The organism is Ruegeria sp. BG9 (assembly GCF_056538305.1).
Genome location: NZ_JBQFSY010000004.1, coordinates 235,367 through 261,458 on the forward strand (window position 1 = coordinate 235,367; position 26,092 = coordinate 261,458).

Annotated in this window: 29 protein-coding genes; 15 read left to right on the plus strand and 14 right to left on the minus strand. The window is 59.3% G+C overall.

Translation table 11 applies throughout. From position 1 onward, the window contains the following. Nucleotide 1 precedes the first annotated feature (1 nt). Complete coding sequence (locus tag ACR0I8_RS08860) at nucleotides 2–484, minus strand: tripartite tricarboxylate transporter TctB family protein (protein WP_170690729.1); 483 nt, start codon at nucleotides 482–484, stop codon at nucleotides 2–4. Between the two features lie 68 nt (nucleotides 485–552). Continuing rightward, the gene (locus tag ACR0I8_RS08865; protein ID WP_170375647.1) at nucleotides 553–1,536 is read right to left on the minus strand and encodes a tripartite tricarboxylate transporter substrate binding protein; all 984 of its coding nucleotides are present in this window, start codon (nucleotides 1,534–1,536) and stop codon (nucleotides 553–555) included. A 107-nt stretch (nucleotides 1,537–1,643) separates the two neighbouring features. On the opposite strand from ACR0I8_RS08865, the gene ACR0I8_RS08870 reads away from it, so the two are divergent. From ACR0I8_RS08870 to ACR0I8_RS08880, 3 genes are read left to right on the plus strand one after another with little or no spacing between them, the layout of a single operon-like run. Beyond that, the gene (locus ACR0I8_RS08870; protein ID WP_170690727.1) at nucleotides 1,644–2,312 is read left to right on the plus strand and encodes a response regulator transcription factor; all 669 of its coding nucleotides are present in this window, start codon (nucleotides 1,644–1,646) and stop codon (nucleotides 2,310–2,312) included. Then, on the plus strand, nucleotides 2,302–3,669 hold the full coding sequence (locus ACR0I8_RS08875) for a sensor histidine kinase (RefSeq protein ID WP_170690725.1): 1,368 nt from the start codon (nucleotides 2,302–2,304) through the stop codon (nucleotides 3,667–3,669). The genes ACR0I8_RS08870 and ACR0I8_RS08875 overlap by 11 nt, the downstream gene beginning before the upstream one ends. After that, a complete protein-coding gene (locus tag ACR0I8_RS08880; protein WP_170690723.1) occupies nucleotides 3,648–4,640 on the plus strand; it encodes an ABC transporter substrate-binding protein in 993 nt (330 codons plus the stop codon). Before ACR0I8_RS08875 ends, ACR0I8_RS08880 begins: the two co-directional genes overlap by 22 nt. Here the strand turns inward: ACR0I8_RS08880 and ACR0I8_RS08885 are convergent. The 3 genes from ACR0I8_RS08885 to ACR0I8_RS08895 form a co-directional block, all read right to left on the minus strand. Beyond that, entirely contained in the window at nucleotides 4,627–5,433 is an 807-nt protein-coding gene (locus ACR0I8_RS08885) for a phosphotransferase family protein (RefSeq protein WP_480525700.1), read from the minus strand. The genes ACR0I8_RS08880 and ACR0I8_RS08885 overlap by 14 nt on opposite strands. Nucleotides 5,434–5,568: 135 nt before the next feature. Next, complete coding sequence (locus ACR0I8_RS08890; RefSeq protein WP_170690721.1) at nucleotides 5,569–6,231, minus strand: flagellar hook capping FlgD N-terminal domain-containing protein; 663 nt, start codon at nucleotides 6,229–6,231, stop codon at nucleotides 5,569–5,571. Between the two features lie 3 nt (nucleotides 6,232–6,234). Further along, nucleotides 6,235–7,434 (minus strand): flagellar hook-length control protein FliK, encoded by a 1,200-nt coding sequence (locus ACR0I8_RS08895; RefSeq protein ID WP_170690720.1) that lies wholly within the window; start codon nucleotides 7,432–7,434, stop codon nucleotides 6,235–6,237. A 112-nt stretch (nucleotides 7,435–7,546) separates the two neighbouring features. On the opposite strand from ACR0I8_RS08895, the gene ACR0I8_RS08900 reads away from it, so the two are divergent. The 6 genes from ACR0I8_RS08900 (at nucleotide 7,547) to ACR0I8_RS08925 (ending at nucleotide 11,228) form a co-directional block, all read left to right on the plus strand. Continuing rightward, nucleotides 7,547–7,819, plus strand: a complete 273-nt coding sequence (locus ACR0I8_RS08900) for a rod-binding protein (RefSeq protein WP_170375641.1) — start codon at nucleotides 7,547–7,549, stop codon at nucleotides 7,817–7,819. After that, entirely contained in the window at nucleotides 7,809–8,165 is a 357-nt protein-coding gene (locus tag ACR0I8_RS08905) for a flagellar biosynthesis protein FlgN (RefSeq protein WP_170690718.1), read from the plus strand. Before ACR0I8_RS08900 ends, ACR0I8_RS08905 begins: the two co-directional genes overlap by 11 nt. 207 nt (nucleotides 8,166–8,372) lie before the next feature. Next, nucleotides 8,373–9,584 (plus strand): flagellin, encoded by a 1,212-nt coding sequence (locus ACR0I8_RS08910; protein WP_170375639.1) that lies wholly within the window; start codon nucleotides 8,373–8,375, stop codon nucleotides 9,582–9,584. Nucleotides 9,585–9,661: 77 nt separating this feature from the next. Continuing rightward, nucleotides 9,662–10,039, plus strand: coding sequence for a flagellar biosynthesis regulator FlaF (gene flaF / locus ACR0I8_RS08915; RefSeq protein ID WP_170690716.1), 378 nt, complete (start codon nucleotides 9,662–9,664; stop codon nucleotides 10,037–10,039). Beyond that, nucleotides 10,036–10,437 carry a flagellar biosynthesis repressor FlbT gene (gene flbT, locus ACR0I8_RS08920; protein WP_170375637.1) on the plus strand — a complete coding sequence of 134 codons (402 nt, stop codon included), beginning with the start codon at nucleotides 10,036–10,038 and terminating at the stop codon, nucleotides 10,435–10,437. The genes flaF and flbT overlap by 4 nt, the downstream gene beginning before the upstream one ends. Continuing rightward, on the plus strand, nucleotides 10,434–11,228 hold the full coding sequence (locus tag ACR0I8_RS08925; protein WP_170690715.1) for a DUF1217 domain-containing protein: 795 nt from the start codon (nucleotides 10,434–10,436) through the stop codon (nucleotides 11,226–11,228). Before flbT ends, ACR0I8_RS08925 begins: the two co-directional genes overlap by 4 nt. Nucleotides 11,229–11,339: 111 nt before the next feature. Here the strand turns inward: ACR0I8_RS08925 and ACR0I8_RS08930 are convergent, their stop codons facing one another. The 3 genes from ACR0I8_RS08930 to ACR0I8_RS08940 form a co-directional block, all read right to left on the minus strand. Next, nucleotides 11,340–12,917: a DUF427 domain-containing protein gene (locus ACR0I8_RS08930; RefSeq protein WP_170690713.1), complete on the minus strand. Its 1,578-nt coding sequence runs from the start codon at nucleotides 12,915–12,917 to the stop codon at nucleotides 11,340–11,342. 73 nt (nucleotides 12,918–12,990) lie between these two features. Then, nucleotides 12,991–13,692, minus strand: a complete 702-nt coding sequence (locus tag ACR0I8_RS08935) for a winged helix-turn-helix domain-containing protein (RefSeq protein ID WP_170460025.1) — start codon at nucleotides 13,690–13,692, stop codon at nucleotides 12,991–12,993. Beyond that, entirely contained in the window at nucleotides 13,664–13,951 is a 288-nt protein-coding gene (locus ACR0I8_RS08940; RefSeq protein ID WP_170375633.1) for a hypothetical protein, read from the minus strand. Before ACR0I8_RS08940 ends, ACR0I8_RS08935 begins: the two co-directional genes overlap by 29 nt. Nucleotides 13,952–14,128: 177 nt before the next feature. Between ACR0I8_RS08940 and ACR0I8_RS08945 the strand changes: the two genes are divergently transcribed. From ACR0I8_RS08945 to ACR0I8_RS08960, 4 genes are all read left to right on the plus strand, one after another. Beyond that, nucleotides 14,129–14,596 carry a hypothetical protein gene (locus tag ACR0I8_RS08945; RefSeq protein WP_170375632.1) on the plus strand — a complete coding sequence of 156 codons (468 nt, stop codon included), beginning with the start codon at nucleotides 14,129–14,131 and terminating at the stop codon, nucleotides 14,594–14,596. A gap of 109 nt (nucleotides 14,597–14,705) precedes the next feature. Further along, nucleotides 14,706–15,323 (plus strand): ribonuclease HII, encoded by a 618-nt coding sequence (locus ACR0I8_RS08950; protein WP_170690711.1) that lies wholly within the window; start codon nucleotides 14,706–14,708, stop codon nucleotides 15,321–15,323. Between the two features lie 108 nt (nucleotides 15,324–15,431). Next, on the plus strand, nucleotides 15,432–16,535 hold the full coding sequence (locus ACR0I8_RS08955; protein ID WP_170552302.1) for a site-specific DNA-methyltransferase: 1,104 nt from the start codon (nucleotides 15,432–15,434) through the stop codon (nucleotides 16,533–16,535). A gap of 138 nt (nucleotides 16,536–16,673) precedes the next feature. Then, nucleotides 16,674–18,056, plus strand: coding sequence for an adenylate/guanylate cyclase domain-containing protein (locus tag ACR0I8_RS08960; RefSeq protein WP_170690709.1), 1,383 nt, complete (start codon nucleotides 16,674–16,676; stop codon nucleotides 18,054–18,056). 78 nt (nucleotides 18,057–18,134) lie between these two features. Here ACR0I8_RS08960 and ACR0I8_RS08965 read toward each other — a convergent pair whose 3' ends face one another. Further along, nucleotides 18,135–19,271 carry an alkane 1-monooxygenase gene (locus ACR0I8_RS08965; protein ID WP_170690708.1) on the minus strand — a complete coding sequence of 379 codons (1,137 nt, stop codon included), beginning with the start codon at nucleotides 19,269–19,271 and terminating at the stop codon, nucleotides 18,135–18,137. Nucleotides 19,272–19,332: 61 nt separating this feature from the next. Continuing rightward, nucleotides 19,333–20,388: an A/G-specific adenine glycosylase gene (gene mutY, locus ACR0I8_RS08970; RefSeq protein WP_170690706.1), complete on the minus strand. Its 1,056-nt coding sequence runs from the start codon at nucleotides 20,386–20,388 to the stop codon at nucleotides 19,333–19,335. 81 nt (nucleotides 20,389–20,469) lie between these two features. On the opposite strand from mutY, the gene ACR0I8_RS08975 reads away from it, so the two are divergent. Continuing rightward, on the plus strand, nucleotides 20,470–20,976 hold the full coding sequence (locus ACR0I8_RS08975; protein ID WP_170690704.1) for a DciA family protein: 507 nt from the start codon (nucleotides 20,470–20,472) through the stop codon (nucleotides 20,974–20,976). Between the two features lie 13 nt (nucleotides 20,977–20,989). Further along, nucleotides 20,990–21,652: a DsbA family protein gene (locus ACR0I8_RS08980; RefSeq protein ID WP_170552315.1), complete on the plus strand. Its 663-nt coding sequence runs from the start codon at nucleotides 20,990–20,992 to the stop codon at nucleotides 21,650–21,652. Between the two features lie 40 nt (nucleotides 21,653–21,692). Here ACR0I8_RS08980 and lpxK read toward each other — a convergent pair whose 3' ends face one another. Genes lpxK through ACR0I8_RS09000 form a run of 4 tightly spaced genes read right to left on the minus strand, consistent with a single transcriptional unit; the run spans nucleotide 21,693 to nucleotide 26,046 of the window. Beyond that, nucleotides 21,693–22,694 carry a tetraacyldisaccharide 4'-kinase gene (gene lpxK, locus ACR0I8_RS08985; RefSeq protein ID WP_170471430.1) on the minus strand — a complete coding sequence of 334 codons (1,002 nt, stop codon included), beginning with the start codon at nucleotides 22,692–22,694 and terminating at the stop codon, nucleotides 21,693–21,695. Next, the gene (locus ACR0I8_RS08990) at nucleotides 22,681–23,916 is read right to left on the minus strand and encodes a glycosyltransferase N-terminal domain-containing protein (protein WP_170690702.1); all 1,236 of its coding nucleotides are present in this window, start codon (nucleotides 23,914–23,916) and stop codon (nucleotides 22,681–22,683) included. The genes lpxK and ACR0I8_RS08990 overlap by 14 nt, the downstream gene beginning before the upstream one ends. Next, nucleotides 23,913–24,713, minus strand: a complete 801-nt coding sequence (locus tag ACR0I8_RS08995) for a 3'(2'),5'-bisphosphate nucleotidase CysQ (RefSeq protein ID WP_170375614.1) — start codon at nucleotides 24,711–24,713, stop codon at nucleotides 23,913–23,915. Before ACR0I8_RS08995 ends, ACR0I8_RS08990 begins: the two co-directional genes overlap by 4 nt. Beyond that, entirely contained in the window at nucleotides 24,700–26,046 is a 1,347-nt protein-coding gene (locus ACR0I8_RS09000; RefSeq protein ID WP_170690701.1) for a TldD/PmbA family protein, read from the minus strand. Before ACR0I8_RS09000 ends, ACR0I8_RS08995 begins: the two co-directional genes overlap by 14 nt. Nucleotides 26,047–26,092: the final 46 nt, after the last annotated feature.

Below are 26,092 nucleotides of genomic sequence, written 5' to 3' on the forward strand. Positions count from 1 at the left end.
GTCATCCTCCGAAAATGCCTGGCAGGGGGCGCATGTAGATGCCCAGGACTTCCTGAACCAGATACCAGACCGCGCCTGTGGCGATGAAGGCGACCGGCAGCATGAGGTGCCACTTGCGCTCGCCCAGAATGAAAGAGCCGAGGATTAGGAAAGCAGAAGTTGAGATCAGAAAGCCGACGGGACGAAGGCACAGGGCGTAGATCACCATAAGGGCCAGCAGCATCAAAGCTTGATCAAGGTGGTAGTCACCTAGTCTGCGATAGTCGATATCGGCCGCTTTGGGCTCGGATTTCTCAAACCCCAGCAGGATGATCGTGCAGGCGATGATGCCCAGAACAGACAGCACTTTGGGGAAGGTGCTTGGCCAAATAGGGTTGCGCTGCATGAAAGGGGGCAGGCTGCCATCCATCGTAAACCAGGCGGCGTAGCCATAGGCCAGACAGACCCCAAGCAAAACAAGCGCGATCCAGCGATCCAGCGCCATGACATCCCCTCCCTCGTGTTTTTGTTGATTGTGGCAGAGCGGGCGGGCCGCTCTGCCGTGAGTGGTGCCTAGAGGAAGCCCAGTTTTTTCATCAGATCGCTGATCTGCTGTTCTTGCTGCTCGAGGAAGGTCGAGAAATCATCGCCTGAGTTGTGGATGTTCACCCAACCATTGCGCGCGCGCACTTCTTCCCACTCGGGGGTGTCATACATCTTGGCGATGGCGTCTTGGTAGGCGGCCAGCTTGTCTTCGGGCAGGCCGGGCGCTGCGAAGAAACCGCGCCAGTTGACGAAGGTGGTGTCGATGCCCTGTTCCTTCATGGTCTGTGCGTCGGGCGCTGCGTCCACACGCTCATCCGCAGTCACACCGATGATTTTCACCTCGCCTGCATTGGCCAGATCAACCGCTTCCGAGAAGCCAGTGGAAAGCGCTGCGATCTCACCCGACAGCAAGGCTGCCATGGCTTTGCCGCCTGCATCATAAGGAATGTACTTCACGCCAAGCGCGTCCTTACCCGCTGCTTCCATCACCATGGCCGCAACCAGATGGTCCATTCCGCCCGGAACCGAGCCACCGCCGATAGCTGTTGCACCTGGGTCCGCGTCATAGGCGGCCAGCAGGTCCGCCATCGAATTGATCGGGCTGTCCTTACCGACAACAATGGCCGCGTAATCGCCGATTGTGCCCGAGACCAGCGTCAGGTCGCGGAAGTTGTGCGGAAACACACCCGTCAGTGAGCGGATCACGATGGGCGTCGAGTTCACCATCAGCGTGCCATGGTTGCTGTCGGCGTTTTCGATCAGATAGCCGATGGCTTTACCGCCGCCGCCGCCCGACATGTTCTCGTAGGACGCGGTGCCGACAAGCCCCGCTTTGGTCAGCGCCTCGCCGGTGCCGCGGGCGGTACCGTCCCAGCCGCCGCCTGCGCCGCCGGGGATCAGGAAGTGGATGCTGTCCACGACCTCGTGGCCGTCAGCCAAAACAGGTCCCGCAAGACCAACAGCGGCCACAGCCGCGATCAGGGCGCGACGGCCCAGTTTGAAAGTTGTCATGATGTCCTCCCATTTGACAACTGGCCGCTTGACGGCACAGATTGTGATCAAGAAAACACATCAACCTGACATCAACCTGTCATGCGCGAAAATACTGCGAACGCCTCATGAAATTCCTGCTGGTCGAAGACAATATGGACCTCGCGAACGCTATCGGTTCGCGGATGCGACTGGACGGCCATGTCGTTGATCATGCTGCAACTTTGGACGATGCGACCGCGTTTGTCGAGGCTGAGGAATATGACCTGATCCTGTTGGACATCATGCTGCCCGATGGGGATGGGCGCGATTTCCTCAAACGCCACCGTGCAAGTCATCTGGACACACCTGTCATCGTTTTGACCGCGCGCAGCCAAGTCTCGGATCGAATCGGGTCGCTGGATCTGGGGGCCGACGACTACGTCACCAAACCCTTCGATCACGCAGAGCTCGAGGCCCGCTGCCGCGCCGTTTTGCGCCGCAAATCCGGGATCGCCAAAACGACGATCGAGATCGGCGGTATCGTTTTCGACCCGGTTGCCGGTCACCTGATTGTCGGCGGTGAGACGCTGTCGCTGCGCAACCGGGAACTGCGCCTGTTGGAGTTCTTCATCAATGCGCCCGGTCAGGTGTTCTCGAAACAAAAACTGGCGGACAGGCTGTTTTCCTACGATGACGATGTCTCGGACAATGCTATCGAGGTGTATGTCGCCCGCCTGCGCAAACATCTCGAGCGTTCGGAGTTGAAAATTACCACGTTGCGTGGCCTGGGCTACAGGTTGGATCATGTCAGCTAGCCCCGCGGTTTCAGGATCTCTTCGTAATCGTCTGGTGCTGACCCTGATTGGCGGCGCGGCCATTCTGGCGTTGCTTTTGTTCTTTACAGTGCGCAGTTATGCCGCTCGCGTCGCGCAGCAAGGGCAGGACAATATCCTTGGTGCCTCCGTCACCTCGATCCTCGATGCCGTCGCTCTGCGGGACGGAGAGCTTGAGGTCGACATCCCCTACGCCGCCTTCTCGATGCTAAGTACGCCGTCGGATGATCGGGTGTTTTACGCCATCTTTCAGGACGGAGAACTGTTGTCCGGCTACGACGATCTTTCAGCCACGAATGGAACGCCCAATGGCGAATGGGTTTTTCAATCGGGCGAGGTGCGCGGAGAGAGCATTCGCCAGGTCAGCGCCAGCCGCACTCTCGTGGGTTTGGGAACCCGGACCGAAGTCGAAGTGGCCCTTGGTCAAACGCAAGACGCATTAGCCGAAACCCTCAGGCAGATTTCACGAAACGCGGCGTATTTGGGGATAGGTTTCTTCACGCTGGTCGCCGGGTTATCGTTCTGGGCAACGTCTGCCACCATCGGGCAGTTGAACAAGCTGACGACGTCGGTGACACGTCGGGGCCCACAAGATCTCAGCCCATTCAGAAAACCGGTGCCGCGGGAAATGGCCCCGCTTGTGTCGTCGCTGAACTCTTTGATGGGGCGTTTGGATCAGTCGCTCAGCCAGTCCGAGGATTTCATAGCCGAGGCGGCACACCGGGTTCGGACGCCATTGGCAACGGTTCGGTCTTATGCGGACGCGACGTTGCAACGCGTTGAAAAGGAAGAGAATCGAGAGGCTTTGCGCTCGATGGTGCGAGCAATTGACGAAAGCTCTCGGGCGGCGGGGCAATTGCTGGATCATGCGATGATCACCTTTCGCGCCGATCATCTGGAGCGGGAAGAGATTGATCTAGTCGCTCTCGTCCGCGATCTGGTTCAACGCCTCACGCCCATTGCCGAGATGAAGGACCTTTCCCTGACCTTGGTCGGAGACCCCGTTGTGACCTATTCCGGCGATCCGATCCTGATCCAGAATGCCGTGCGCAACATGGTCGACAACGCGCTGAAATATGCCCCCGCCGAAAGCGTGGTCGAGATCGAGGTCTCGCAAGGGGCGCAAGCGCAGATCAGCGTGAGCGATCAGGGGCCGGGCTTTCCGCCAAGTGAAATCGACACACTCACCCGGCGGTTCGAGCGTGGGAAGAATGCGGCCGGGACCATTGGCTCGGGGCTTGGCCTGACCATCGTTCAGGATGTCGCAAAGGCCCATGGCGGCGATCTGATCCTGACCAACCGGAAAGGTACAGGCGCATGCGTTACCTTATTGCTTTGATCGTCACACTTTTGGCCTCAGCCTGCGTGGCCGAGGAGTGGGAGGACCAGCGGGTGTTCAACGCCGCCGCTGAAGGCCCGCATTTGCGTATCATCTCCAGCACCGACACCGCGCTTTTCGCGCCGTTGATCGAGGGGTTCCTGACGCAAAATCCAGATGTCTCCGTCGAGTATCTGGTGACGGGAACCGCCGATCTGAATGCGCGTGTGCGGGCTGCGCCTGAGGCGTTTGATGTTGTCATTTCCAGCGCGATGGATCTGCAGCTGAAGCTTGCGAATGATGGGTTTGCAATGCCTTTGAAGGATATGCCGGGCGCGGAATGGGCCCAGTGGCATGACAGCCTGTTTGCCTTTACCCAGGAGCCGGCGGCCATCGTTATCAACCGTGCGGCCTTCGCAGGGTATCCCGTTCCGCAAACCCGGCAGGAACTGATCGAGGCCCTGCGCGCGCGCCCCGAAGCCTTCCGTGGGAAAGTCGGTACCTATGATGTCCGCCAATCTGGCTTGGGCTATTTGTTCGCCACGCAAGATGCTCGCGCCTCCGAGACCTTTTGGCGTCTGATGGAAGTCATGGGCGGGCTGGACCTGCGTCTGTATTGCTGCTCGGGCGACATGATTGACGATCTGACAAGTGGCTCGATCGCGGTGGCCTACAACGTGCTTGGTAGCTACGCAACGGCACGGGTTGAAGGCAAAGAGGCGCTCGAAGTCATTCTGCCCAGCGATTTTCAGACAACCATGATGCGAACGGCAATGGTGGTTAAAAACACGCGATATCCTGCTGTCGCCAAGGCGTTTGTCCGCAACCTGATCGTTGCAGTGCCTGAGCTGGCACCTTTGCCCTTGCTCACCTCACAGCAGGCGCAGGAGGCCGCAGTTATCACGCTGGAGCCCGCTTTGTTGACCTATCTCGACACGCTCAAACGCAGGAAATTCCTGACGGCCTGGGAAGACGCCGTCATTCAGAAATAGCGCGATCCTCAAGGGCCTTTAGCTCAAGCTGCAGGCCTTTTTCATAGTCTGTTGATCCGTTCTCAAATCGCCACAGGCAATAGGCTGCCATTCGCCACGCATACCACGGACGTAGTGCTTCGTAGCGGGCAACTGTTTTGGGGCAGTTATACTTGGCCAGGAACTGCGCGTGTTCATCTGGGTTAAGCGGAGCGCCGCGATACAGATGCTGCATGGCAGACGATAGGAACAGGGCCAGATCCTCGCAGGGATCGCCAATTGCCGGGCATTGCCAGTCGATCAGGGTCAGGTTGGAGCCGTCCACCAGAATGTTCCCGGCCACAGGGTCGCCGTGGATCATACACGTTCTTTTTGTTGGAGGCACAGGTTCCTCGGGCCGCATCGCGGTGACGCGATCTTTAAAGCCAGAGGAACACAACGCCAAGAGCTCAGCCCCGTGGCGAGCCAGATCAGCGCTGCCGTTCCGTCCTGTAGGCAGCGGCAAATCGACCGTCGCACCATGCAATCTGCGCAGCAAAGAGGCGACCTGAGCCGTTCCACTTTCCCACGGGCGACCCGGTGCGTGATCGTACAGAACCCAGGCGTCGCCCTGATGTTGCCCAGTTGCCCGCAACCGGGGTACGAACCCGTCCTGCTCAAACGCGCGCAGACACAGCGCTTCGAGTTGGGCGTCATTGCTGAACATGGGGTTGCGCAGTTTGGTTCTGTAAAGCTTCAATACCGTGTCGCCACTCTCGCCCAGAACTTTCCACACCATATTGGTCCGACCCCCAAACAAAGGTTCGAACCGCACGGATCCCGTGATCAGCCCGCGCGTGCGCAGCTGGTCAATCAGGTCTGGTAGAGGCGCGTTGACATGGGGCAGGGGATGTACCGCTCAGCAAGGGAATCGTGATTTGCCAAGGTTTGGACTGCCAGCCCGATCAGATCAAGCGCCTGTTCGGATCGCCGTCACCTCGTCCGAGCGGACAGTGGCCCCACTTTGCAGGGACAGATGCACCGTGCCATCCGCGATTTGCGCCTCAACCACGCGGTTGTAGCTAGCGGCCAATCGCTGCGATAACAGTTCGTCATTCTTGTAACTCTCCAACGTGGCGGAATACATGCCCTGTCCCAGCGGATCGCCAGAAGCATCGGTGCCGGCCCAGAGGAGTTCGGTGTCTGTGTGATTGACTGGAATGCGGTCGATTACGGTGCCGGTTGAATTGCGGATCACCATGATGGCTTCATCACTTGTTGCATCGGCCTGAGCAAACAGAGTGACCGGCTGGCCTTCGAATCGAAAGGCTGAAGCGGATCGAACATCAACGCCCACCCAATTGGAAAGCTCACTCAGCTTTTGCCCACCCAAGGCCGTGCTCAGGGAAGACAACAGGTCATTGGTCTGAACCTGCTGTTCGACCATCGAGAACTGGGCCAGCTGAGATGCGTATTCCGAGGAATCCATAGGCTCCAACGGGTCCTGGTTTCGCGCTTGTGCGGTGAGCATCAGCAGAAAGGTCTCAAAATCCGAGGTCAGCTTGGATGCCTGCGAGGCAGCCGAGGTCGGGGTCAGTATCGGGGTCTGAGCGGAACTTGTAGGAGTGATCATCTGTCAAAGCCTCATATCAATGCCACGACCCGAGAGATTTCGGGGAATGATCGGAGTGTTTGGCGCGTCCGGTTCATTCGAATAGGAAGGTCCATAGTCGCTTGCCTTCGGGTTTGCAGTATCATCCTGCGCATCGTCCGATGTGCTTAGGTCAAACGAGATGTCGCCATATCCAAGGTTTTGGAATTCAGCCTCCAAGACGGCGAGATGTCGGCGTATCAGGTCCAGTGTTTCGGGGCGCTCGGCGGCTATGGTCAGAACCATCCCATCCTCGCGACCGTTGAGCGTGATGGAGACCCGCCCCAGTTCCTCGGGGCTGAGCGCGATCTCGATCGTACCGGAACCCGCCCGAACCTGAATCGCCGCCGCCATCTGCCCGGCGATGGCTCGGGTGATCTCAGCCTTGGCAGCCTGTGAGGCTGGCTGCGCAACCGAAGCCGTGTCGCGGACGTTTTGAAACAGCGGTTCTTCGCGCGTGGCAATCACACCATCCGTTTCAGGAATCACTGCGGCGGTTTCGGCATCTGCGTTCCGAACTGACGCCATCACCTGCATCTGCGCGAGAGTCGGTGTGGGTCTGGGAGATTGAGGCGCAGTTGGAGCCGCATTTATCTGGGGCGCAACCGTTGTATCAGCGGGTAGCGCCGAAGCGGAAGGTTGCGCACGCTCAGCTATAACAGGCTGCCCAGCAATCGGCTTTGCAGGCAAGACCTGACCGTCCGAGGCCTTGGCCGAATCCTGTTGGACCGTGTTGGGTTGTGGCTGAACAGGTGAACTGCGCGTGTTTTCGACTTCGGGCCTTTGCGGTGCGGCATTCGAAACCTGTTGCATTGCGCACGGGTCGGTTTTCGGCGCCTCTGTACGCTCGAGATTCGATGGAATAGGCGCAGTTTCAGACCCTTGCGTTACCTGCGTCGCGCTCTGCACGGGCAGTACGACCAAGTCCCCAAACACGTGTTCCTCAGGAGCGTCAGGCTGGGTTGACAGAGGGTCAGCAAGAACCTTTTCTAGGGCAGGATCCTCCGGCACGACGTCCTGCTCAACGGCGGTTTCATCCTCGGCTACAACCTCAGATTCAGGCTTCGGCGTCTCTTCCTTCAGAACATCCTGAAAGCGCGTAGACGTCTCCGATGTGGTTTCGCGTGTCCCCGGTTTCGTGGCCGCAGTTTGCGTTGGTGTCATCAGCGTAAGAGGGTTGGGCATTTTGCTCCGGCTCCGTAGTGGTTGACCGTCAAACTGCCCAAAGGAGGTTACGTTTATTTTAACCGCTTTCGTCTTTGATCAAGAAAGTTCGATGCAATTTTCGGAGAAGCCGATGAATATCCCTCCCCTCCAGTCGATGCCGCCGCCCTCAACCCAAGACCGCCTGCAAGCCGCTGCAGTCGAGCTCGAGGCGGCGTTTCTGGCCGAAATGCTGAAATCCGCAGGCTTGGGAAAAGCACGCGATTCGTTCGGTGGCGGTGCAGGTGAGGACCAGTTCTCGTCCTTTCTTTTGCAGCATCAGGCCCGGCAAATGGCGCAATCCGGCGGAGTTGGCCTGTCTGAACTTCTGTTTCAATCCTTGATGGAGAATTCCGATGACACATGAATCTAACCTTCTGATCAAATCACTGGAGGAGGTCCTTGATCTTGAGCGCTCCGCGCTTGTGGACGGTGATCTTGAGCGACTCAATCATATGGTCCCTGAAAAAGAGAAACTGATTGGTGCGATCAACGATCTTCAGGTGCTGAGCAGCGATGATCTACTTCGCGTCCATAAAAAAGTGGAACGCAATCAAGCGCTTCTGGACAGCGCGGCCGAAGGGATTCGCGCGGTTGCAAGCCGCATGGCAGAGCTGAACCGCGTGCGGCAGGAATTCAGCACTTATGGGGCCGACGGGCAACGCAACGGCTTTGCCGTGCGGAGTCAGGTAAAGCTTGAAAAACGCGCATAGGGCCGGAGTTGATTCAAATCCAAAATTATGAGTCGGGCCGCTTTAGCACTCCGTTAGGGGATCGAGGTCAAAGGTGGTGCTGCACCTGAAACATCGGGTGGCGCGACGGGCCGGACGGCGCGTCGCACAGGTCAGAAAGACACCAAAGCCCGCTTGTCTAGCGGGGTGATCTTGGGCGCTGAAGCCCTAACGCAAAAGGATGGAATTATGTCCAGTATTCTGACAAACAACGGCGCGATGGTTGCGCTGCAGACCCTGAAATCGGTCAACAAAAACCTCGAGATGACCCAGAACGCTATCTCGACCGGCAAGGATGTCGCAACAGCAAAAGACAACTCGGCCGTCTGGGCGATTTCCAAAGTGATGGAATCGGACGTCAAAGGCTTCAACGCGATCAAAGACAGCCTTTCGCTGGGTGAATCGACGGTTGCCGTCGCACGGAACGCGTCAGAAACTGTCACCGACCTTCTGACCCAGATGAAGGAAAAGATCGTCGCGGCGCAGGAAGACAACGTGGATCGTGGCAAGATCAACGATGATGTAACTGCGCTGAAGAACCAGATCACTTCGGTCGTGGGGGCTGCCCAATTCAATGGGTTGAACCTTGTTGATGGTTCGGCTGGCTCGGCGTCTATTTTGGCCTCTTTGGATCGGGACAACACTGGTGCTGTGACGGCTTCTTCCATAACGGTAGCGGGTCAGAACCTGTCGACTGGTGGCTACACCTCAGCGGCGGTATTCGACGGCTCGACCGGCTCGTCGACAGCCAATGACCGCGTCGGTGCCACCATTGCCGCTGGTGCTACATCGGCAACCGCACTGGTGACCGATGAGTCCAGTGGTGCCTTCGCGGCGGGCGATAAGGTGGTTGTCGCTATTGATGATCAGGTTGTGTCCTACACCGTGTCTGCGGCAGATGCGGCAGCCACCACAACCGGTGACCTTGTTGCCGTTGGTTTGAAAGCCAAGATCGAAGAATTAGGCATAACTGGTCTGACCGTTGACTACGACTCGGGCACGGCAGGCACTCTGTCCGTTACGAATGGCACGGGTTCAGACGTTTCGTTCTCTGCTCAGTACGTGAACGCAGGCTCGGGTGGTCTGGGAGCGCTGACTGGCATTGACGTGTCGACCGGTCCGGGGGCAACCGCCGCGCTGGCGGCCGTTGAATCGCTGATCGACACCTCGATCGACGCTTCGGCCGCCTTCGGTTCGGCCCAGGGTCGGATCGAGACCCAGAAAGAGTTTATTTCGAACCTGACTGACTCGTTCAAATCGGGCATCGGCTCTCTGGTGGACGCCAATATGGAAGAAACCTCGGCCCGGTTGCAGGCGCTGCAGGTGCAACAGCAGCTGGCCACCCAGTCGCTGTCGATTGCCAACCAGGCGCCGCAGTCGATCCTGTCTCTGTTCCGCTAAATCCGGAACCTGGCCGGGGCGTAAACACCGCGCCCCGGTCCTGACTGCCTGAAGACGGCCTATTGGAAGGATTTCAAGTGACACCGCAAAGCTACGCTCAACGCGCCTATGCGCAATCTGCAGCTCCGACCCGCACGCCGCGGGACACGGAGTATGAGGCGATCTCGAAGATCACGCATCGGCTCAAGGCAGCGGCAGCCCGGAAGGCAACGGATTTTTCCGAATTTGTGCAGGCATTGCATGAAAATCGGCGGTTGTGGACCGTGCTGGCGACCGGCGTGGCGGACTCGGATAACTCGCTTCCGAAGGACCTGCGCGCGCGGATTTTCTACCTGGCCGAGTTTACGGAGCAGCACAGCGCACAGGTTTTGGGGAACACTGCGACGGTAGAACCTTTGCTGGAGATCAACATGGCCGTTCTGCGCGGTCTGCGACACATGAGGGCCGCCGGATGAGTGGCCTGGTCCTGAAACTTGCCCCGAAAGAGCGGGTGTTGATCAATGGTGTAGTGATCGAAAATGGAGACCGCCGCAGCCGGTTTTCGATCATGACACCGCAAGCCAACGTTTTGCGACTGCGCGATGCGATCCACCCGGACGAAGTCACAACACCTGTGCGCCGCGTTTGCTACGCTGCTCAATTGGTATTGTCTGGTGATATGGAGCCTGATCAGGCGCGCCAGCAATTGCTGCGCCGGGTTGAGGAACTAAGCCAGGTGTTCACGGATTCAGACAGTCGTCGTGTTCTGAGCGAGGCGACCGAAGCACTGGTGGCCGAGCAATACTATAAATGCCTCAAGTCCCTCCGCTCTTTGTTGCCACGGGAAGAGCGGCTGATGGCGTACCAGCAATGACGTTCCAGCCTGTCATACCCTCTGGCGGTATTGTCGGCTGGCGTTTTTTGCAGCGGACCTATGAGGCGCAGCTGGAGAGCTTTACGAACTCCAGCGTCAACCAGAGGGACAGGCAGTATTTTCTGGAAAACATAAGCAAGGTTCAATCCGCCGAAGACCTTGTGTCGGATCGTCGGTTGCTACAGGTTGCTTTGGGCGCTTTCGGGTTGGAAGAGGACATCAACAATCGGTTCTTCATCCAAAAGATATTGGAGGATGGAACCAAAGCCTTTGATGCCCTGTCCAACCGATTGTCCGACAAACGGTATCGCGAGTTTTCTCAAGCGTTCGGTTTTGGCCCCGGAGAGGTGCGCAAGACCGGTCTGATCACGAATATGGAGCAGATCGCCGAAGACAATCTGGTGTCCCGTTTCGAAGTTTCCGTGGGTGAGACGAATGAGACAATGCGGATTTCCCTCTACGCGCAACATGCGCTTGGTGAACTGGCTGCCGGTGACAGCAGCGCGGACACAAAATGGTTCGACTTGATGGGCTTGCCACCCTTGCGTAGCATGATGGAGACTGCGCTTGGCCTGCCATCCTCGTTTTCGCAGCTCGATCTGGACAGGCAGCTTGAGGTGTTCAAGGACCGTTTGTCAGGCTTGACCGGATCGGATGATCTGGCCCAATTCACTGAGCCTGAAACCATTCAGAAACTGACGGATACGTATCTGGCCCGCAGTCAGATCGCGCAACTGCAAAGCACAATATCACCGGCCCAGACCGCTTTGATCTTGTTGGGTGCGGGCTAAAGCTGGTGCATCTTGCACCAATCGTCAGGGTGGCGGGACGGGACCCAATCCATTCTGCGCATCATATGGTCGAACTAAATCAAACGCAGCGAGCTTGATATTTCGCCGAGCTTAAGCTGGGTCCCCGACTTCAACATCAGCCGCTGTACGCAGGGCAAAACATGTGACCGGCTGCGACACGTTGCGCAGTTTGATGTCGCCGAGCGGGATTGCATTGCAGCAGGCAGGCTCAATGTCTTGCGAGACGACAATGCGGTAACCGGTCGATTTACTATGCTCACCCAAACGCGCGGCGACGTTGGCGGCTTGTCCGATAACGGTGAAATCCAGCCGTTCGCGCGAGCCGACATTGCCATAGGTCACCCGGCCATAGGACACGCCGATCGAGCAGTCGCAGTGGATATCAGGATCTTCCGAACGCAGTTCCGCGAGTTTTTCGACGATTTCTGTTGCCGCCTGTTGGGCATTCGCGCGGGCTTGCGCGGGTTCCTCACCCGCTGGGAAAACGGCCAAAACGGCGTCGCCGATGAATTTCAGAACTTCGCCCCCGTTTTCATCCACGATACCCGAGACCGTCTCAAAGAACTCGTTCAGCAGATTGATATAGGCATCCCGGCTAAGGCTTTCTTCCAGGCTGGTCGAGTTTCGCAGATCGCAGAACATGATGGCCGCATCAATCTCATCCCCGTCGCCGCGTCGGATCTCTCCGCCCAGCACGCGCGCGCCTGAGCGCTTGCCGACATAGGTTTCCAGTAGAACCTGTGCGTTTTCGCGCTGCATGAACACCTCATAAAAGCGGGCGATCACGGCCGAGCATTCGAACACCAGACCAAGATTCTCCGTCGTGAACCCATCGGGATGATCGCAGCTGAGCGTCAGCACGTTTGTTCGACCGTCCGAGAAGGGCAGCGGCATGGCGACATAGTCCGTGGCCCCTTTGGCGCGCAGATCTTCAATGATGGGAAAGCTGTTATGCGGGTTCTCGTCGTTCACCCTTTGGCGCACGCCGCCCAACCCGTTCGAGACATGGCGCAATGGGCTGTTGATGAACGCAGGGTGGTCGTAGATTTCATAGGTGGGCGCGCGGGTCAGAATCTCATCCTCGCCCTTTTCCCAGATGAAGTGTTTCCCCGCGATCAGAGGATGCAGGGACCATGCAAGAATGCTGAGGCGCTGGATCGCGATACCGTGTTCCAGCATCTTTTCGGCCAGCGCCTTGGTGAATGCTTCGGGCGTATCCGACAGCGACGCCCCACGCATCAGCCAGTCGATCAGCGGACCGCTGATATTGGTGTCTTCGATGTCGCGCAGTTGGTTATTGCCCAGGTCGATATCCGTATAGGCACTGGGCATGAACCCAATATGCCCCCGAATTGCAGCGCTCTCTGGCAGGGCGTCGTCATAGGCCCATACCGAATTGGCCAGGCGATCTCCGGGCAGGTTGATATCGTGATAGGTCGCGGTTCCCTTGAAGGGGCAAAAGGTTTGCAGGCCGGTTTCACCGCTCAGGTCGACGCACACATCCGCGCGTGGGACGTAGATCGTCGGCGGCAGCCGGGTTTCATACATCACCTTGGCGTTCTGGCTTTCGGCCAACAGGAGGCCATCGCGAAAAATCGCGATCCTGTCGGACAGATGTTCGACCGAGATGTCATAACCGTTGGATTTTGGTGTGGTGTGGACGTTCATCGCCATCCCTCCCTTGCCCGGGGTCCCTATAGAATGGGCGTTTTGGTCGGGCATTCCAAGAGGGGCGCGGATTCTAAACCATCTGAATGACGTCTTTTTCGATCGACAGCATATAGCCCTTTTTTGCGATGTTCTTGACCAGCAACTCACTGACCATCTGATTGCCCAAGGCGTCGCGCAGCCGTTTGATGCGGGTGGCGCCTGCTGCCTCGTCACAATCGGCTGCATCGCGCCCCGATATCGTCGCCTCGATCTGAGCGCCTGACAGGACCTCATCATCCAAACGGGATTCCGCCAGCACCGAGAGGGTCTCCATGGCCGCTGGGGTCAATTTGAAGTCCATGTTGTTCAGGTAGACGGTGTTTTCCTCGCGGCTGATCAGCAGCGATGTCACCTGGATGCCGGTGCGTTCGATCTGTGCCATGCGCCGGTTCAGCAGCGCAAGCATCACCAGAAACACAAGGGCTGAGATCATCATCGCGCAGGCAAAGACCAGCAGTACATAGATCACCATGCGGTAGCTGGACAGCGTATCGGCAAAGGCCGTTCCCGATTGGGCCAGAATCTCAAGCAACCGGATTTCGGTTTGTGAGGTCAGATCCGCCTCAACAAATAACCGTTCGACGCGAGCGTTGAAGGCATTGGCATCGGGCAGTGTCCAGAACAGGAACAGCGCGGCGGTGATTAGGATCACGACAATGGCGGCAATGCCCAGACCGACAAGGCGCACGCCCGAGCGTCGCGCCTCAGAAACGGAGATAGAATTTTCCGGCATTGGCCTTCCTTTGATCTAACCCTTCCGGCCCAAAAACGGACTGGACATTCAGCAGGGTCCACCCTGAACCGCTGAGGCGCTGGGCGACTTCACTCGTTGCCTGTCCCTTGTCGCAGGACGAAACCTGCATCACGCCATAGTGCAGGCGCAGCGGGTTGTCCTGTTTGGCCTTGTAATCGGCATAACATTCCGCAGCCAACGCCACCGGGGCCACCGATATCAGCGCAGCTGCGACCAGAGAAGAGAAGATCTGTTTCATAAGCTGCATCCTGCGCATGGCTTGGGCTGATATTCAATGACCAAAGGGGTTTGCGGCGCCTGATATCCAATAACACGGGGCCGATATTGCTTGTCTGAGGGGGGTGGACCCAGTGTTGAGGCATCAAAGACGCGGTCCATCACGGGGTCGCCAAAAATCTCGGAAAGGACAGGCATCATGCACAAGAAATTCATCGCTCTGATCATCGCGACGGCTATGGCGATTACCGGCGTGTCGGCCTCAAAGGCGCGTGCTGCGGACACTGGGGATATCCTCGGGGGGTTGGCCGCGATCGCGATCATTGGCGCAGGTGTGCACTACTATAACAAGGAAAAGCGCAAGGATCGTGAGAAAGCCGCGCGGCAATACAACCATGTGCAAACTGCGCCTCAGGTCAAGTATCCCAAGGTGAAGCCTTTGCCCAGACACGTGGCACGCTATGACCTTCCACAACGCTGCCTGCGCCAGCATGACAATTACGGGCCGCGTCCGCTGCTGGGAACAAAGTGCCTCAACAAGCACTACAAACATTCCAAAAGCCTGCCGCAAGAGTGCAAGGTCGGTTTCTGGAATGGCAACAAGGTTAAGCGGGCGTATGAACCTGCATGCCTGCGTCATCACGGATACCGCGTCGTTTACAAGTAACACGGTCGAGCAGGAGCGGTGCGAAACAGCACCGCGCTGAGAGAGGGTGGCGCAAGCTGCCCTCTCTTTTTTTGTTGCGGCGGCTGTGAAAACGCGGTTTTCCGAAGGGATGATAAAACCGACTTTTGAACTTGAACAGGGGCTGCACGCGCGGGGCTATGTCCGGGTTGCAGGCGTGGATGAGGTCGGGCGCGGCCCGTTGGCCGGACCTGTGGTTGCCGCCGCCGTGATCCTGAATCCAGACGATATTCCCGAGGGGCTGAACGATTCCAAGAAGCTCTCGCTCAAGCGACGCACAGCGTTGGAGGCAGAGTTGCGGGACCGGGCCGAGATCGCCGTGGCCGAGGCCTCGGTCGCCGAGATTGATGAGCTCAATATCCTGCGCGCTTCGCATCTGGCCATGGTGCGCGCGGTGCAGGCACTGGATCCGGCACCCGATTACCTTCTAATCGACGGGAACATGATTCCAAACGGGCTGCAGATCCCGTCCGAGGCTGTGATCAAGGGGGATGGCAAATCCGTGTCGATTGCGGCGGCTTCGATCATCGCGAAAAACTGGCGCGATCAGCTGATGGTGGATTTAGCGCAACAGCATCCCGGCTACGGCTGGGAGGCAAACGCCGGATATCCGACAAAACAGCACCGCGAGGCGCTGCAAAATCTTGGCTTGACCCCACATCATAGGCGTTCGTTCAAGACGGTACACAATATCTTGTATCAAGAGTAAATCGTAAGTCTCTGATTCAAAAAAAGAAATTGACGGCGAATCGTCTTTGACTCATCCTTGTCTCAACCAAATGAGCGCAAAAGCGCCGTGGATACTTGAGGCAGTGATATGACAACGACCACCAAAAAGGGCGCAAAAGCGCTCCCTTTAAACACGATTCTATCTGGCGACTGCATCGATGTGATGAACAGTCTGCCCGAGGCGTCGGTTGATCTGATCTTTGCGGATCCGCCCTATAATTTGCAGCTGAAAGGCCAGTTGCATCGCCCCGACAACAGCCAGGTGGATGCGGTTGACGATCACTGGGATCAATTCTCAAGCTTTGGGGCCTATGACCAATTCACCCGCGATTGGCTCAAAGCGGCGCACCGGTTGCTCAAGCCGAACGGCGCGATCTGGGTGATCGGCTCGTACCACAACATCTTCCGCGTAGGCTCAGCCCTGCAGGACGCGGGATACTGGATTTTGAACGACGTCGTATGGCGCAAGTCGAACCCGATGCCGAATTTCCGCGGCAAGCGTTTCACCAACGCGCATGAGACGATGATCTGGGCCTCGAAGCGCGAAGGCGCGAAATACACGTTCAACTATGAAGCTCTGAAAGCGCTGAACGAAGGGGTGCAGATGCGCAGTGACTGGGTTCTGCCGATCTGCACAGGGCACGAGCGCCTCAAGGACGAAAACGGCGACAAGGCGCATCCGACACAGAAGCCCGAGTCTCTGCTGCACCGCGTTTTGATTGGCTCGACCAATCCGGGTGATGTGATCCTCGATCCGTTCTTTGGCACAGGCACAACAGGGGCCGTCGCCAAGATGCTGGGGCGTGAGTTCATCGGCATCGAGCGCGAGGAAAGCTATCGCAAAGTGGCCGAGAAGCGGATCTCGAAGGTGCGAAAGTTCGACCGCGAGGCGCTGGAGGTCAGCGCCAGCAAACGCGCCGAACCGCGTGTTCCTTTCGGCCAGTTGGTCGAACGCGGGATGCTGCGCCCGGGCGAAGAGCTTTACTCGATGAACCAGCGCCACAAAGCCAAAGTTCGCGCCGATGGAACGTTGGTTGGCGACAACGTCAAAGGCTCGATCCATCAGGTTGGCGCACATCTTGAGAACGCCCCCTCCTGCAACGGTTGGACCTATTGGTGCTTCAAGCGCGATGGCAAAACGGTGCCGATCGACGTTCTGCGCCAGCAGATCCGGGCCGAGATGCACAACTGATATCACGAAAACCGCCGGTGCCTGTGGCCTGACACAAGGCACTACGCCTTGCCCCGCCGTTCTCGGCGGGGTCTTTTGTTTTCCAGTCAGAGGTGATTGCATGGGCGCGTCGCCAGCACTGCCTCAGAGGTTCCTGTCATGAGCGAGACAACTGCCAGCCCATCCAGACTGGAACGGTTCGCCGTTACCCAGCCGGATGTTGTGGATCTGGACAACAAATACACCGAAGCCGCGATGCAACGGCACAAGCAGGAGGGTCTGGAACTGGCCGTCCGCGCGCGCTGGATCGCGATGGCTTTGACCGGGGTTTTGTTGATCTTTCTGAACCCGCAATGGGAGGTGCTGTGGTATCATTTCATCCTGCTTCTCATCTGCGCAAATGGCTGGTTGATCCGGCGCGCAGGGCGGGTTGGACAATCGCGGACCGAGCTGTTGCTGATCTTTGTCGATCTTCTGATCATGACGCTTGGGATGATTGTGCCAAACCCGTTCAGCGATGATGTGCGGCCGCTGGCCATGCAGTACCGGTTCGACAATTTTCAGTATTTCTTCATTATTCTGGCTGCTGGGACGCTGGCCTATTCGTGGCGCACGGTTGTCGCGATTGGCTCCTGGACAGCACTAATTTGGACGGCGGGTTGGATCATCGCCTGGTGGGTAGCCACGCCGATTCCGGGGATCAGCCAGAAGGTGGCCGCGGCTCTGCAGGGCTATCCGGACGTCGCAGAACTGTTGGATCCCAACAGTTTCGATATCCCGCAGCGCATTCAGCAGGTGATCGTGTTCGTCATGGTCGCGGTGACGCTTGGCGTGTCGATGCGACGGCTAAATCGCTTGTTGATGAGCAATGCAGGGCTGGAGCGGGAGCGGGCGAATCTGTCGCGTTACTTCTCGCCCAATGTGGTCGATGAACTCAGCCAGAACGACGAGCCGCTGAAACAGGTGCGCAAGGCGGATATCGCGGTGCTGTTTATCGACATTGTGGGCTTTACGAAATTTGCAGCCGGACGGGACCCCTATGAGGTGATTGAGGTGTTGCGCGGGTTTCATGCGCGGATGGAGGCTGAGGTGTTCCGTCACCATGGCACGTTGGACAAATATCTGGGTGACGGGCTTATGGCGACTTTTGGCACGCCGGTCGCAACGCCTTTGGACGCCAGCAATGCGCTGGGCTGCGCGCGCGCGATGGTTGGCGTCATCGACGATTGGAACCAGGAACGGCTTCGTGCGGGAGAGCATGATATCCATGTCGGGATCGGTGTGCATTTTGGTTCGGTCGTTCTGGGGGATATCGGGGCCAACCGGTTGGAGTTCGCAGTCATTGGAGATGCGGTGAATGTCTCGGCCAAGTTGGAGGCGATGACCCGTGATTTTAACGCCCGGATCGTGGTCAGTGATGCGTTGCAAGAGCAGGCATTGCGCGAGAATCCGAATAGTGGATCGCTGATGGATGGGTTCCAGAAACGCACGGGTCAGACCGTTCGCGGAGTTGAAACCCCTATGGATATCTGGGTTTTGTGAACAGCTCCCGCCTGTTTGGGCAGCATCAAAGATGCAGCCCCTCCAGTTGGGCCGGGCAGCGCGCGCTGCGCGCTGCGGTCACGCCCTTGGGCCGGGGTTCAGTGCTTTGTTATAGGGGTGCCAGTCGGTGATCTCGGGGTAGTAGTGCCGCCGCCATGCACGGACGCGCGGGTTCATGACGCGGCGCCACAGCGGCGGGATCATCGCGGCGACGGTCATGACCGGATAGCCGTAGGGCAGTTGCGGCGCGTCCTCTTCCGCGTGGTTTTGCAGCAGCGGGAAGCGACGGTTGGGTTTGTAGTGGTGGTCCGAGTGGCGCTGCAGGTTGATCAGCAACCAGTTCGACGCTTTTTGTGAGGCATTCCATGAATGCCGGGGCAGAACATGTTCGTATTTGCCCTCGCCCAAATGTTTTCGGGTCAGGCCGTAGTGTTCCACGTAGTTGACCAGCTCTAACTGCCAGATCGCGACGCCCGCTTGCAGCAGGAAAAGTGCGAGGCCGGGCCAACCTCCGATCAGGGCGGCGAGGATCAGCATGCCGCCTTGCAGCGCCCAGTAGCGCCAAAACGGGTTCGAGCTGTCAGTCCACGGTCGGTCCTTGCGGGTCAGCCTGTCCCGCTCGGCCCGAAAAGCTGAGATCAGGCATTGCAGCAGGACGCGGGGGTAAAAGCGGTGGAAGCCTTCGTTGTAGCGCGCCGTCACTGGGTCGCGTGGGGTGCCGACGTGGCGGTGATGGACCAGCAGATGCTCGGACCGGAAATGAGAATAGAGGACCATCGCGAGAAGAAGATCGCCCATCCAACGCTCAGAGCGGGATTTCTGGTGCATCAGCTCGTGGCTGTAGTTGATCCCGATCGTGCCTGAAATGACCCCCATACCGAAGAACAGCCCGATCTTCGACCAGTTCGACAAGTGTTCGCTATCGGTTGCGTACCAGATCAGGCCAAACAGCGTGAGGAATTGGACAGGCGCCCAGAGCTTGGTCAGCAGGATATACCAATGCAGCGCATCATCAGGGGTTTCAGGGTCGGCGTTTTGCAGGTTGAGGCCGGTCAGGCGGTCCAGAACCGCAAAGGCCCACCATGTGGAGAGGGGGATCAGCAAAACCCACCACCCCCCTGCAAAGGCCGTTGCCCAGATCAGCGGGATCAGCAAGAAGGACACCCAATAGGGCAGGGCAGCTTGCCAGCGCGAGAGGGTTTGAGTCGCGATCATCCATGATGCTCCGAATAGGCAGGTGAACCCTAGCCGGACAGACCGGGCTTGCCCAGCGGGCTTATTGATCCTGCCACAGGTCGTAGGCTTTGCGCATCACTGTCGGCAGGTCGCTGGGTTTGAAGTCATGCTTGGGCAATAGGGTCAGCCCGTCGGGTTCGGTGCCCTCGGGCAGCGGTGCGGTCCAGATCCGCAACACCAGATGGAAATGCGTGAATGTATGGCGCACCTCGCCGTTCAGCGCGCGCCACTCTGCCGAAAACGGCGGGGCCTCGGGCGGGGTCTCGGACCAGTCCGAGCCGGGCCAGCCCAACATACCACCCAGCAGACCCTTGTCGGGGCGGCGTTCCAGCAGGAACGCTCCGTTTGGGTGTTGCGCGATGTAGACATGGCCGAATCGCGTGGGTTTGGGCTTTTTGGGCGACTTCTTCGGCAGCTCAGGTTGCGTGCCTGCAGCGCGGGCAAGGCAGGGGGTCTGCACGGGGCAGATTCCACAGGCCGGGGATTTGGGTGTGCAGATTGTGGCTCCCAGATCCATTACGGCCTGCGCGTAGTCTCCGGGGCGCCGCTCGGGTGTCAGAGCGGCCGCTTTCTCTTTCAGAACAGGTTTTGATCCGGGCAACGGGTCGTGAATATCGTAGAGCCGGGCCATCACCCTCTCGACATTGCCATCTAGCACGGTTTCGGGCTGGTCAAACGCAATGGCCGAGATCGCGGCGGCGGTGTAGGGGCCGATCCCCGGCAGCTCCAACAACGCGCAATAGGTGTCGGGGAACTGTCCGTCGTGCTTCTCCGCTACAACACGGGCGCACTTTAGCAGGTTGCGGGCGCGGGCATAGTACCCGAGGCCCGCCCATTCCCCCATGACCTGATCATCGGGGGCGGCAGCCAGCGCCTGCACGGTCGGCCAGCGCGTGGTGAAGCGGGTGAAATAGTCCCGCACAGCGGCGACGGTTGTCTGTTGCAGCATGACCTCGGACAGCCAGACCCGGTAAGGGTCCGGCACCACGCCTGCGGCGCGATCGGCAGGGCCGACACGCCATGGCATCTCGCGCGCGTGGCGGTCATACCAGTCGAGCAATTCAGCGCTCAGGTTAAATTCGGGGCTGTCACGCAAGTTTTATCTATCTCACTGTCGGGTTTCGCTGGCGCCTGCTGGCCTGCCTACTACAATAGCGGTGCAGGAGTTGGAAACCAGATGCAGCGCAGACGTTCTTCGACCCGCGGGTTCAAACGCACCGCGACATTGCTGAACGATCAGATCAGGCGCGCCGGCGAAAGCCGGGGCTTTGCCGTTTCGCGCCTTCTGACCCACTGGGCCGAGATCGTGGGCCAGGACACTGCCGCCATCGCAAGACCCGTGAATGTGGGCTATGGCAGGAACGGGATGGGGGCGATCCTGACCGTGCTGACAACAGGGCCGCAGGCCCCCATGCTGGAAATGCAGAAAGAACAACTGCGCGGCAAGGTGAACGCCGTCTACGGCTACAATGCGATCAGCCGAGTGCGCATCACCCAGACCGCTCCGACCGGATTTGCCGAGGGGCAGGCCAGTTTCGACCACAAGCCGAAACAAGCGAAACCAGAGATCAAACCTGAAATCATGGCCGAAGCGGGCAGGGTCTCGCAGGATGTCCATGATGAAGATTTACGTGCGGCCCTTGAACGTTTGGGCCGCAACGTTTTATCCAAGCAGAAACGCTGAGAAAGGGCTGAGAATGAGCCGTATTGCAACCGTAATCTGTGCGGCTGTCGCCGTAGCCGCTGGTGGCTATTGGATGACAGCTTCGAACACGTCTTCCGTCAATCCTTTGGTTGGCAGCGCCATCGCGCAAGAGGCCAATCTCGACACCTCTACGATCATCGAGATGGTGCAAGGGGCCGAGGATGCGCCGGTCGAGATCATCGAATATGCCTCCTACACTTGTCCGCATTGCGCCACCTTCCATCAGGGTGCCTATAAGCAGCTGAAGAAGGACTTCATCGACACCGGCAAGGTCAAGTTCATCTATCGTGAGGTCTACTTTGACCGCTATGGCCTGTGGGCGTCGATGGTTGCGCGCTGCGCAGGGCCTGAGAAGTTTTTTGGCATTACCGATCTGATCTATCAGGGCCAGTCCGAATGGACCCAAGCAGGTGGTCCAACCGAGATCGTGGACGAGCTGCGCAAGATCGGCCGTCTGGCGGGTATCGACAATGACCAACTCGAGGCCTGCCTGCAGGACGGCACGCGCGCCCAGACTCTGGTGGCGTGGTATCAGGAAAACGCTGAGCGCGATGATGTGACGGGCACTCCGTCCTTTGTTGTGAACGGCAAGAAGGTTTCGAACCAGTCCTATGAGGATTTCAAGAAGCTGATCGAAGACGAATTGGGCAGCTAATTGCTCTTTGGTCGGCCTGTTCTCGGGCCGACCATTTCCGTCACTTAGGAGATGGGGCCGCTTTCAGGATCATCTCTTTGACCTGCTCGGGGTCGTTCACTTGCAGCCGGACGGGCAGGGTGACGACCTTGTTGCGGAAAGCTTGCGGCAGGCGCACTGCGTCTTTTTCCGTTGTAACCATCTGAGCGCCAAGCAGGCGCGCCTCGTTTTCAAGCCGGGTCATCAGCGCCGAGGTCAGTGGTTGATGATCGTCGAGCGCCTCGGCACGCAAGAGCTCGGCCCCTTGCTGGCGCAGGGTCTGAAAGAATTTCTCAGGGTGGCCGATCCCGGCAAAAGCCAGAACCCGCGATCCAGCCCAGTCCATGCCGGTTTGCAACGGCGCGACAACGCCCGTTGCATGGGGCACCGTTAGCTTGTGACCCCATTGTGCCGCGAAGTGCTCTTGCGCTTGCGTATCGCCCAATGACAGAACCAGATCGGCGCGTTTCAGGCCGACCTCTACGGGTTCGCGCAGAGGACCGGCGGGCAGGCACAGGCCGTTGCCGAATCCACGCTGGGCATCCACCACAATGATCGAGAAATCCTTAGCGACCGCGGGATTTTGAAAGCCATCATCCAGAACAATCACGCTTGCGCCCGCCTCGGCCGCGGCGCGCGCACCCGCGGCACGGTCCTTGGAGACCCAAACCTCGGCGAACATGGCCAGCAGAAGCGGCTCATCCCCGACCTGCGCGGCGCTGTGTTTGGTGGGGTCAACCCGAACAGGGCCTTCCAGCGACCCGCCATGGCCGCGCGTGACGACATGCGGCTCGTGCCAGGCATTGCGCAGCTGTTCCAGCACCCAGATCACCGTAGGGGTCTTGCCGGTTCCGCCAGCATTCAGGTTGCCGATGCAAATCACTGGCACACCCGGCTGCAGTCCAGAATTAGAGCCGACCCGTCGCGCAGTGGCCGCCGCATAAAGCCGCCCCAATGGGCTGAGCAGTCGGGCACGCAGCGCCGGGCGCGCGGGGTCCGAGTTCCAAAAGTCAGGGGCGCGCATTGTGGTTACTCCGCTGGTCCAGAAGGTCCTGCAGCAAGTCGACTAACAGCTCGGCCTGAGGTGCCCCTTCGGTGATCGCCTGCCATCCCGCCAGCGCCATCCCCGCCGCGCGATCCGGGGCCAGAAGGGCGACGACCGCATCTCCAAGCTCGGTCGCGGTTTTGACCGGATGGGCGGCACCGGCCTCGGCAAGGCGAGCATAAACCGACTGATAGATATCGATATGAGGGCCATAGATAACCGCCGATCCCAGTGCGACAGCATCCAGCGGGTCCTGCCCGCCCGCGCCGCGTTCCAGCGAGCTAGCCATGAAGGACACCGGTGAAACGCGTTGCCAAAGGCCAAGATCTTCGGGCTCAGAGCTGACAATCACCTGCGTCGTGTCCTCGATAGGGCCGCCGTCATCCCAACTGGAACAGCGCAGATCCATGGTTTCAAGCCGCCGCTGCAGCGGCGCGGCCTCGGCCCGATCCGCCACGTGCAAGATCAGCGCCAATCGCGGCAGAATGCGCAGCGCTTGCCGATGGGCACTGAGGACCGAGATGAACTCTTTCGCCTGAACCCGCGCGGCCAGCCAGACCGGACGTCCGGCGAGGGCGTGGTTGGTCTCGATCAATTCGTCCTCGGGCCAGGGGTGCGGGTTCGGACTGAACTGCAGTGGGGGCGCCTTGCGCACTTTGGAGGAAGCAACCCCCATCCGCCGGATCTGGCGGGCCGTTTCGTCGGTGGTGGTGAGGATATGCTCGAAGCAATCGAACGTATATCTGCTGATATCCGGCAGCCACCGCGCATTGCGGGACAAGACGACGTCCAACTGCGCCTCGATCAGAAGCATCGGGATTTTGCGCTCTTCCGCGCGGGTAATGATGCTGGGCATCAATCCCCCTCCGACCCAAAGACCCAGTTCGGGGTGCCAATGGTCCAGAAAGGCCCGCGCCGCCCCGGTTTGTTCGGCGGGTAGGTTGACCATGGGAAAGGGGCTTCCGGTCCAGCGGCTCAGGTCGATCTCTGGCGGGGTGCTCAGCAGAATCGACAGGCCGGGTCGGGCCTGTTGCAGTCTGAGGCAAAAGTCACTGATCGCACGCAAGCGGTCGCGTGTTGCGATGTGAACCCAGACAAGCTCTCCGTCCGGGCGGGGCTGATCTGGTCGGATGTTTTGCTGTGCACCCCCCCACGACAGGACCCGGTAGGCCGCAAGACTCAGAGATCGCGGTTTGCTCATGGGGCGATGCCAGGGCCGTTCGGATCAAGCCGGGACGAAAGCTGGTTGTGGATGTCCTGCGCCGCGGCCAGAACGCCGTTTAGCCGAGGCTGCGCGTTGTTGAACCGAAGGGGCTGGCCTGCGCGGTCGGTACAGATCCCTCCGGCCTCGCGAATGATCAGGTCGCCCGCCGCGATATCCCATTCCCAACTGGGTCGTAGGGTCAACATGCCGTCAAAACGCCCCTCACCGACCAGGGCCATGCGATAGGCCAGCGACGGGCGATAGGCACGGTCAAACTCCGGCACCTCGCCATCGCGCCAGTGTTGGCTGTTCATGTTGGGTTTGGCGGCAAGAATTGTGGCAGCCCCAAGCGCCGAAGCCTCCGAGGCGCGGATTGGCGCACCATTCAGGGTGGCGCCCTGACCTTTCGCCGCCGCATAGAACAGGTCGCGAAGGGGCAGATAGATCACGGCTGCGGTGACTTCTCCGTGCTCCGTAACGGCCAGCGAATGCGCCCAGGTGCGCGAGCCTTCGGCAAAACTGCGGGTGCCGTCAATCGGGTCGATAATGAAGGCGCGGTCCCGCGACAGGCGGTCCGGACTATCCTCGGTCTCTTCGCTGAGCCAGCCATAGTCGGGCCGCGCTGTGGGCAGCATATGTTCCAGCATTTCGTTGACGGCCAGATCGGCCTCGGTCACTGGTCCGGCACCGTCGGGCTTGTCCCAACGCTGGGCCTGCGCGCCCGAGAAACGGGTTGCGATCTCTCCAGCCTTGCGTGCGGCGTCAATCAGCAGTGGCAGGTCAGTTGCCGGCAAGGGTCATCCCTTCGATCAGCACCGAGGGCACAACGCGCGACAGATAATTGCGCGCGTCATTGGCCGGGATGATCCGTTTCAGCATGTCGCGCAGGTTGCCCGCGATGGTGCATTCATTGACTGGATGCGTAATTTCACCATTCTCGACCCAAAACCCGGAGGCCCCGCGCGAGTAATCCCCCGTATTGGGGTTGATCGTCGATCCGATCATCGAGGTGACCAGCAACCCGGTACCCATATCGCGCATCAGATCCGCGCGGCTTTGGGTGCCTTGGGTCAGGCTGAGGTTCCAGTTGCTGGGCGAGGGCGGCCCAGAGACACCGCGCGCTGCATTGCCGGTTGAGGTCATGCCAAGCTTACGTGCGCTGGCCAGATCCAGCGTCCAGCCGGTCAGCACTCCGTTCTCGACAATCGCCCGGCGGCGCGTTGCCAGCCCTTCGGCGTCAAATGGGCGCGAGCCTGAGATACGTGGGCGGTGCGGGTCTTCGACCAGCGACAGATGTTCCGGCAATACCTGTTCGCCCAAACAATCCTGCAGCCACGACGCCCCACGCGCGATCGCTGCGCCGTTGCTGGCGGCGAGTAAGTGCCCGATCAACGATGATGAAATCCGCTCGTCAAACAGTACCGGAAAACTGCCCGTTGCGGGCTGGCGCGCGCCAACCTGTTCGACCGCGCGTTCCCCGGCCTTGCGTCCGATCTCCTCGGCGTCCCGCAGGTCGGCTTGGAAGGTGCGGCTGTCGCCGTCATAGTCCCGCTCCATTCCGGTGCCTTCGCCCGAAATCGCAACGCAGGATGTTGATCGGCTACTGCGCGCATACCCGCCCGAGAAGCCGTTGGTGGCAGCCAGATGCACCCGATGTGTGCCATAGCCCGCCGCCGCATCCGAGACTTGCGATACGCCGGAAACAGCCAGAGCTGCGGCCTCAGCCGACAGCGCATCTTGCATCAGCGCTTCGGCAGAGGGTTCGGGGGAGGGATCAAAGAGCTCAAGCGCGTCGAGATCCCAGCTGTTGGTCAATTCCTCGCTGGCCGCCAGACCGGTAAAAGGATCTTCGGGCGCTTCGCGCGCCATGGCGACGGCCCGTTCGGCCATGGCCGTCAGCGTTTCGGGACGGCTGTCAGAGCTTGAAACAATGGCCTGTTGCTTTCCCAGAAACACCCGAAGCCCCAGATCGGTGCCTTCTGAGCGTTCCGCATGTTCCAGCGCGCCGCCACGTACCTCGACCGATACGGAAGATCCGTCGATCACGATGGCATCTGCCGCCTCTGCCCCGGCGAGGCGTGCGGCGTCAAGCAATAGCTGGCTGATTTCTTCTGGTGTGCGGGTCATGCGGCCTCCGGATGTGTTGCCAAGGACCTAGCCTTGCACCGCGCCT

Coding starts and splice junctions, on each gene's coding strand:
- ACR0I8_RS08860 (WP_170690729.1), bottom strand. CDS start 484: ATGGCGCTGGATCGCTGGATCGCGCTTGTTTTGCTTGGGGTCTGTCTG.
- ACR0I8_RS08865 (WP_170375647.1), bottom strand. CDS start 1,536: ATGACAACTTTCAAACTGGGCCGTCGCGCCCTGATCGCGGCTGTGGCC.
- ACR0I8_RS08870 (WP_170690727.1), top strand. CDS start 1,644: ATGAAATTCCTGCTGGTCGAAGACAATATGGACCTCGCGAACGCTATC.
- ACR0I8_RS08875 (WP_170690725.1), top strand. CDS start 2,302: ATGTCAGCTAGCCCCGCGGTTTCAGGATCTCTTCGTAATCGTCTGGTG.
- ACR0I8_RS08880 (WP_170690723.1), top strand. CDS start 3,648: ATGCGTTACCTTATTGCTTTGATCGTCACACTTTTGGCCTCAGCCTGC.
- ACR0I8_RS08890 (WP_170690721.1), bottom strand. CDS start 6,231: ATGATCACTCCTACAAGTTCCGCTCAGACCCCGATACTGACCCCGACC.
- ACR0I8_RS08895 (WP_170690720.1), bottom strand. CDS start 7,434: ATGCCCAACCCTCTTACGCTGATGACACCAACGCAAACTGCGGCCACG.
- ACR0I8_RS08900 (WP_170375641.1), top strand. CDS start 7,547: ATGAATATCCCTCCCCTCCAGTCGATGCCGCCGCCCTCAACCCAAGAC.
- ACR0I8_RS08905 (WP_170690718.1), top strand. CDS start 7,809: ATGACACATGAATCTAACCTTCTGATCAAATCACTGGAGGAGGTCCTT.
- ACR0I8_RS08910 (WP_170375639.1), top strand. CDS start 8,373: ATGTCCAGTATTCTGACAAACAACGGCGCGATGGTTGCGCTGCAGACC.
- flbT (WP_170375637.1), top strand. CDS start 10,036: ATGAGTGGCCTGGTCCTGAAACTTGCCCCGAAAGAGCGGGTGTTGATC.
- ACR0I8_RS08925 (WP_170690715.1), top strand. CDS start 10,434: ATGACGTTCCAGCCTGTCATACCCTCTGGCGGTATTGTCGGCTGGCGT.
- ACR0I8_RS08930 (WP_170690713.1), bottom strand. CDS start 12,917: ATGAACGTCCACACCACACCAAAATCCAACGGTTATGACATCTCGGTC.
- ACR0I8_RS08935 (WP_170460025.1), bottom strand. CDS start 13,692: ATGCCGGAAAATTCTATCTCCGTTTCTGAGGCGCGACGCTCGGGCGTG.
- ACR0I8_RS08940 (WP_170375633.1), bottom strand. CDS start 13,951: ATGAAACAGATCTTCTCTTCTCTGGTCGCAGCTGCGCTGATATCGGTG.
- ACR0I8_RS08945 (WP_170375632.1), top strand. CDS start 14,129: ATGCACAAGAAATTCATCGCTCTGATCATCGCGACGGCTATGGCGATT.
- ACR0I8_RS08950 (WP_170690711.1), top strand. CDS start 14,706: ATGATAAAACCGACTTTTGAACTTGAACAGGGGCTGCACGCGCGGGGC.
- ACR0I8_RS08955 (WP_170552302.1), top strand. CDS start 15,432: ATGACAACGACCACCAAAAAGGGCGCAAAAGCGCTCCCTTTAAACACG.
- ACR0I8_RS08960 (WP_170690709.1), top strand. CDS start 16,674: ATGAGCGAGACAACTGCCAGCCCATCCAGACTGGAACGGTTCGCCGTT.
- ACR0I8_RS08965 (WP_170690708.1), bottom strand. CDS start 19,271: ATGATCGCGACTCAAACCCTCTCGCGCTGGCAAGCTGCCCTGCCCTAT.
- ACR0I8_RS08975 (WP_170690704.1), top strand. CDS start 20,470: ATGCAGCGCAGACGTTCTTCGACCCGCGGGTTCAAACGCACCGCGACA.
- ACR0I8_RS08980 (WP_170552315.1), top strand. CDS start 20,990: ATGAGCCGTATTGCAACCGTAATCTGTGCGGCTGTCGCCGTAGCCGCT.
- lpxK (WP_170471430.1), bottom strand. CDS start 22,694: ATGCGCGCCCCTGACTTTTGGAACTCGGACCCCGCGCGCCCGGCGCTG.
- ACR0I8_RS08990 (WP_170690702.1), bottom strand. CDS start 23,916: ATGAGCAAACCGCGATCTCTGAGTCTTGCGGCCTACCGGGTCCTGTCG.
- ACR0I8_RS09000 (WP_170690701.1), bottom strand. CDS start 26,046: ATGACCCGCACACCAGAAGAAATCAGCCAGCTATTGCTTGACGCCGCA.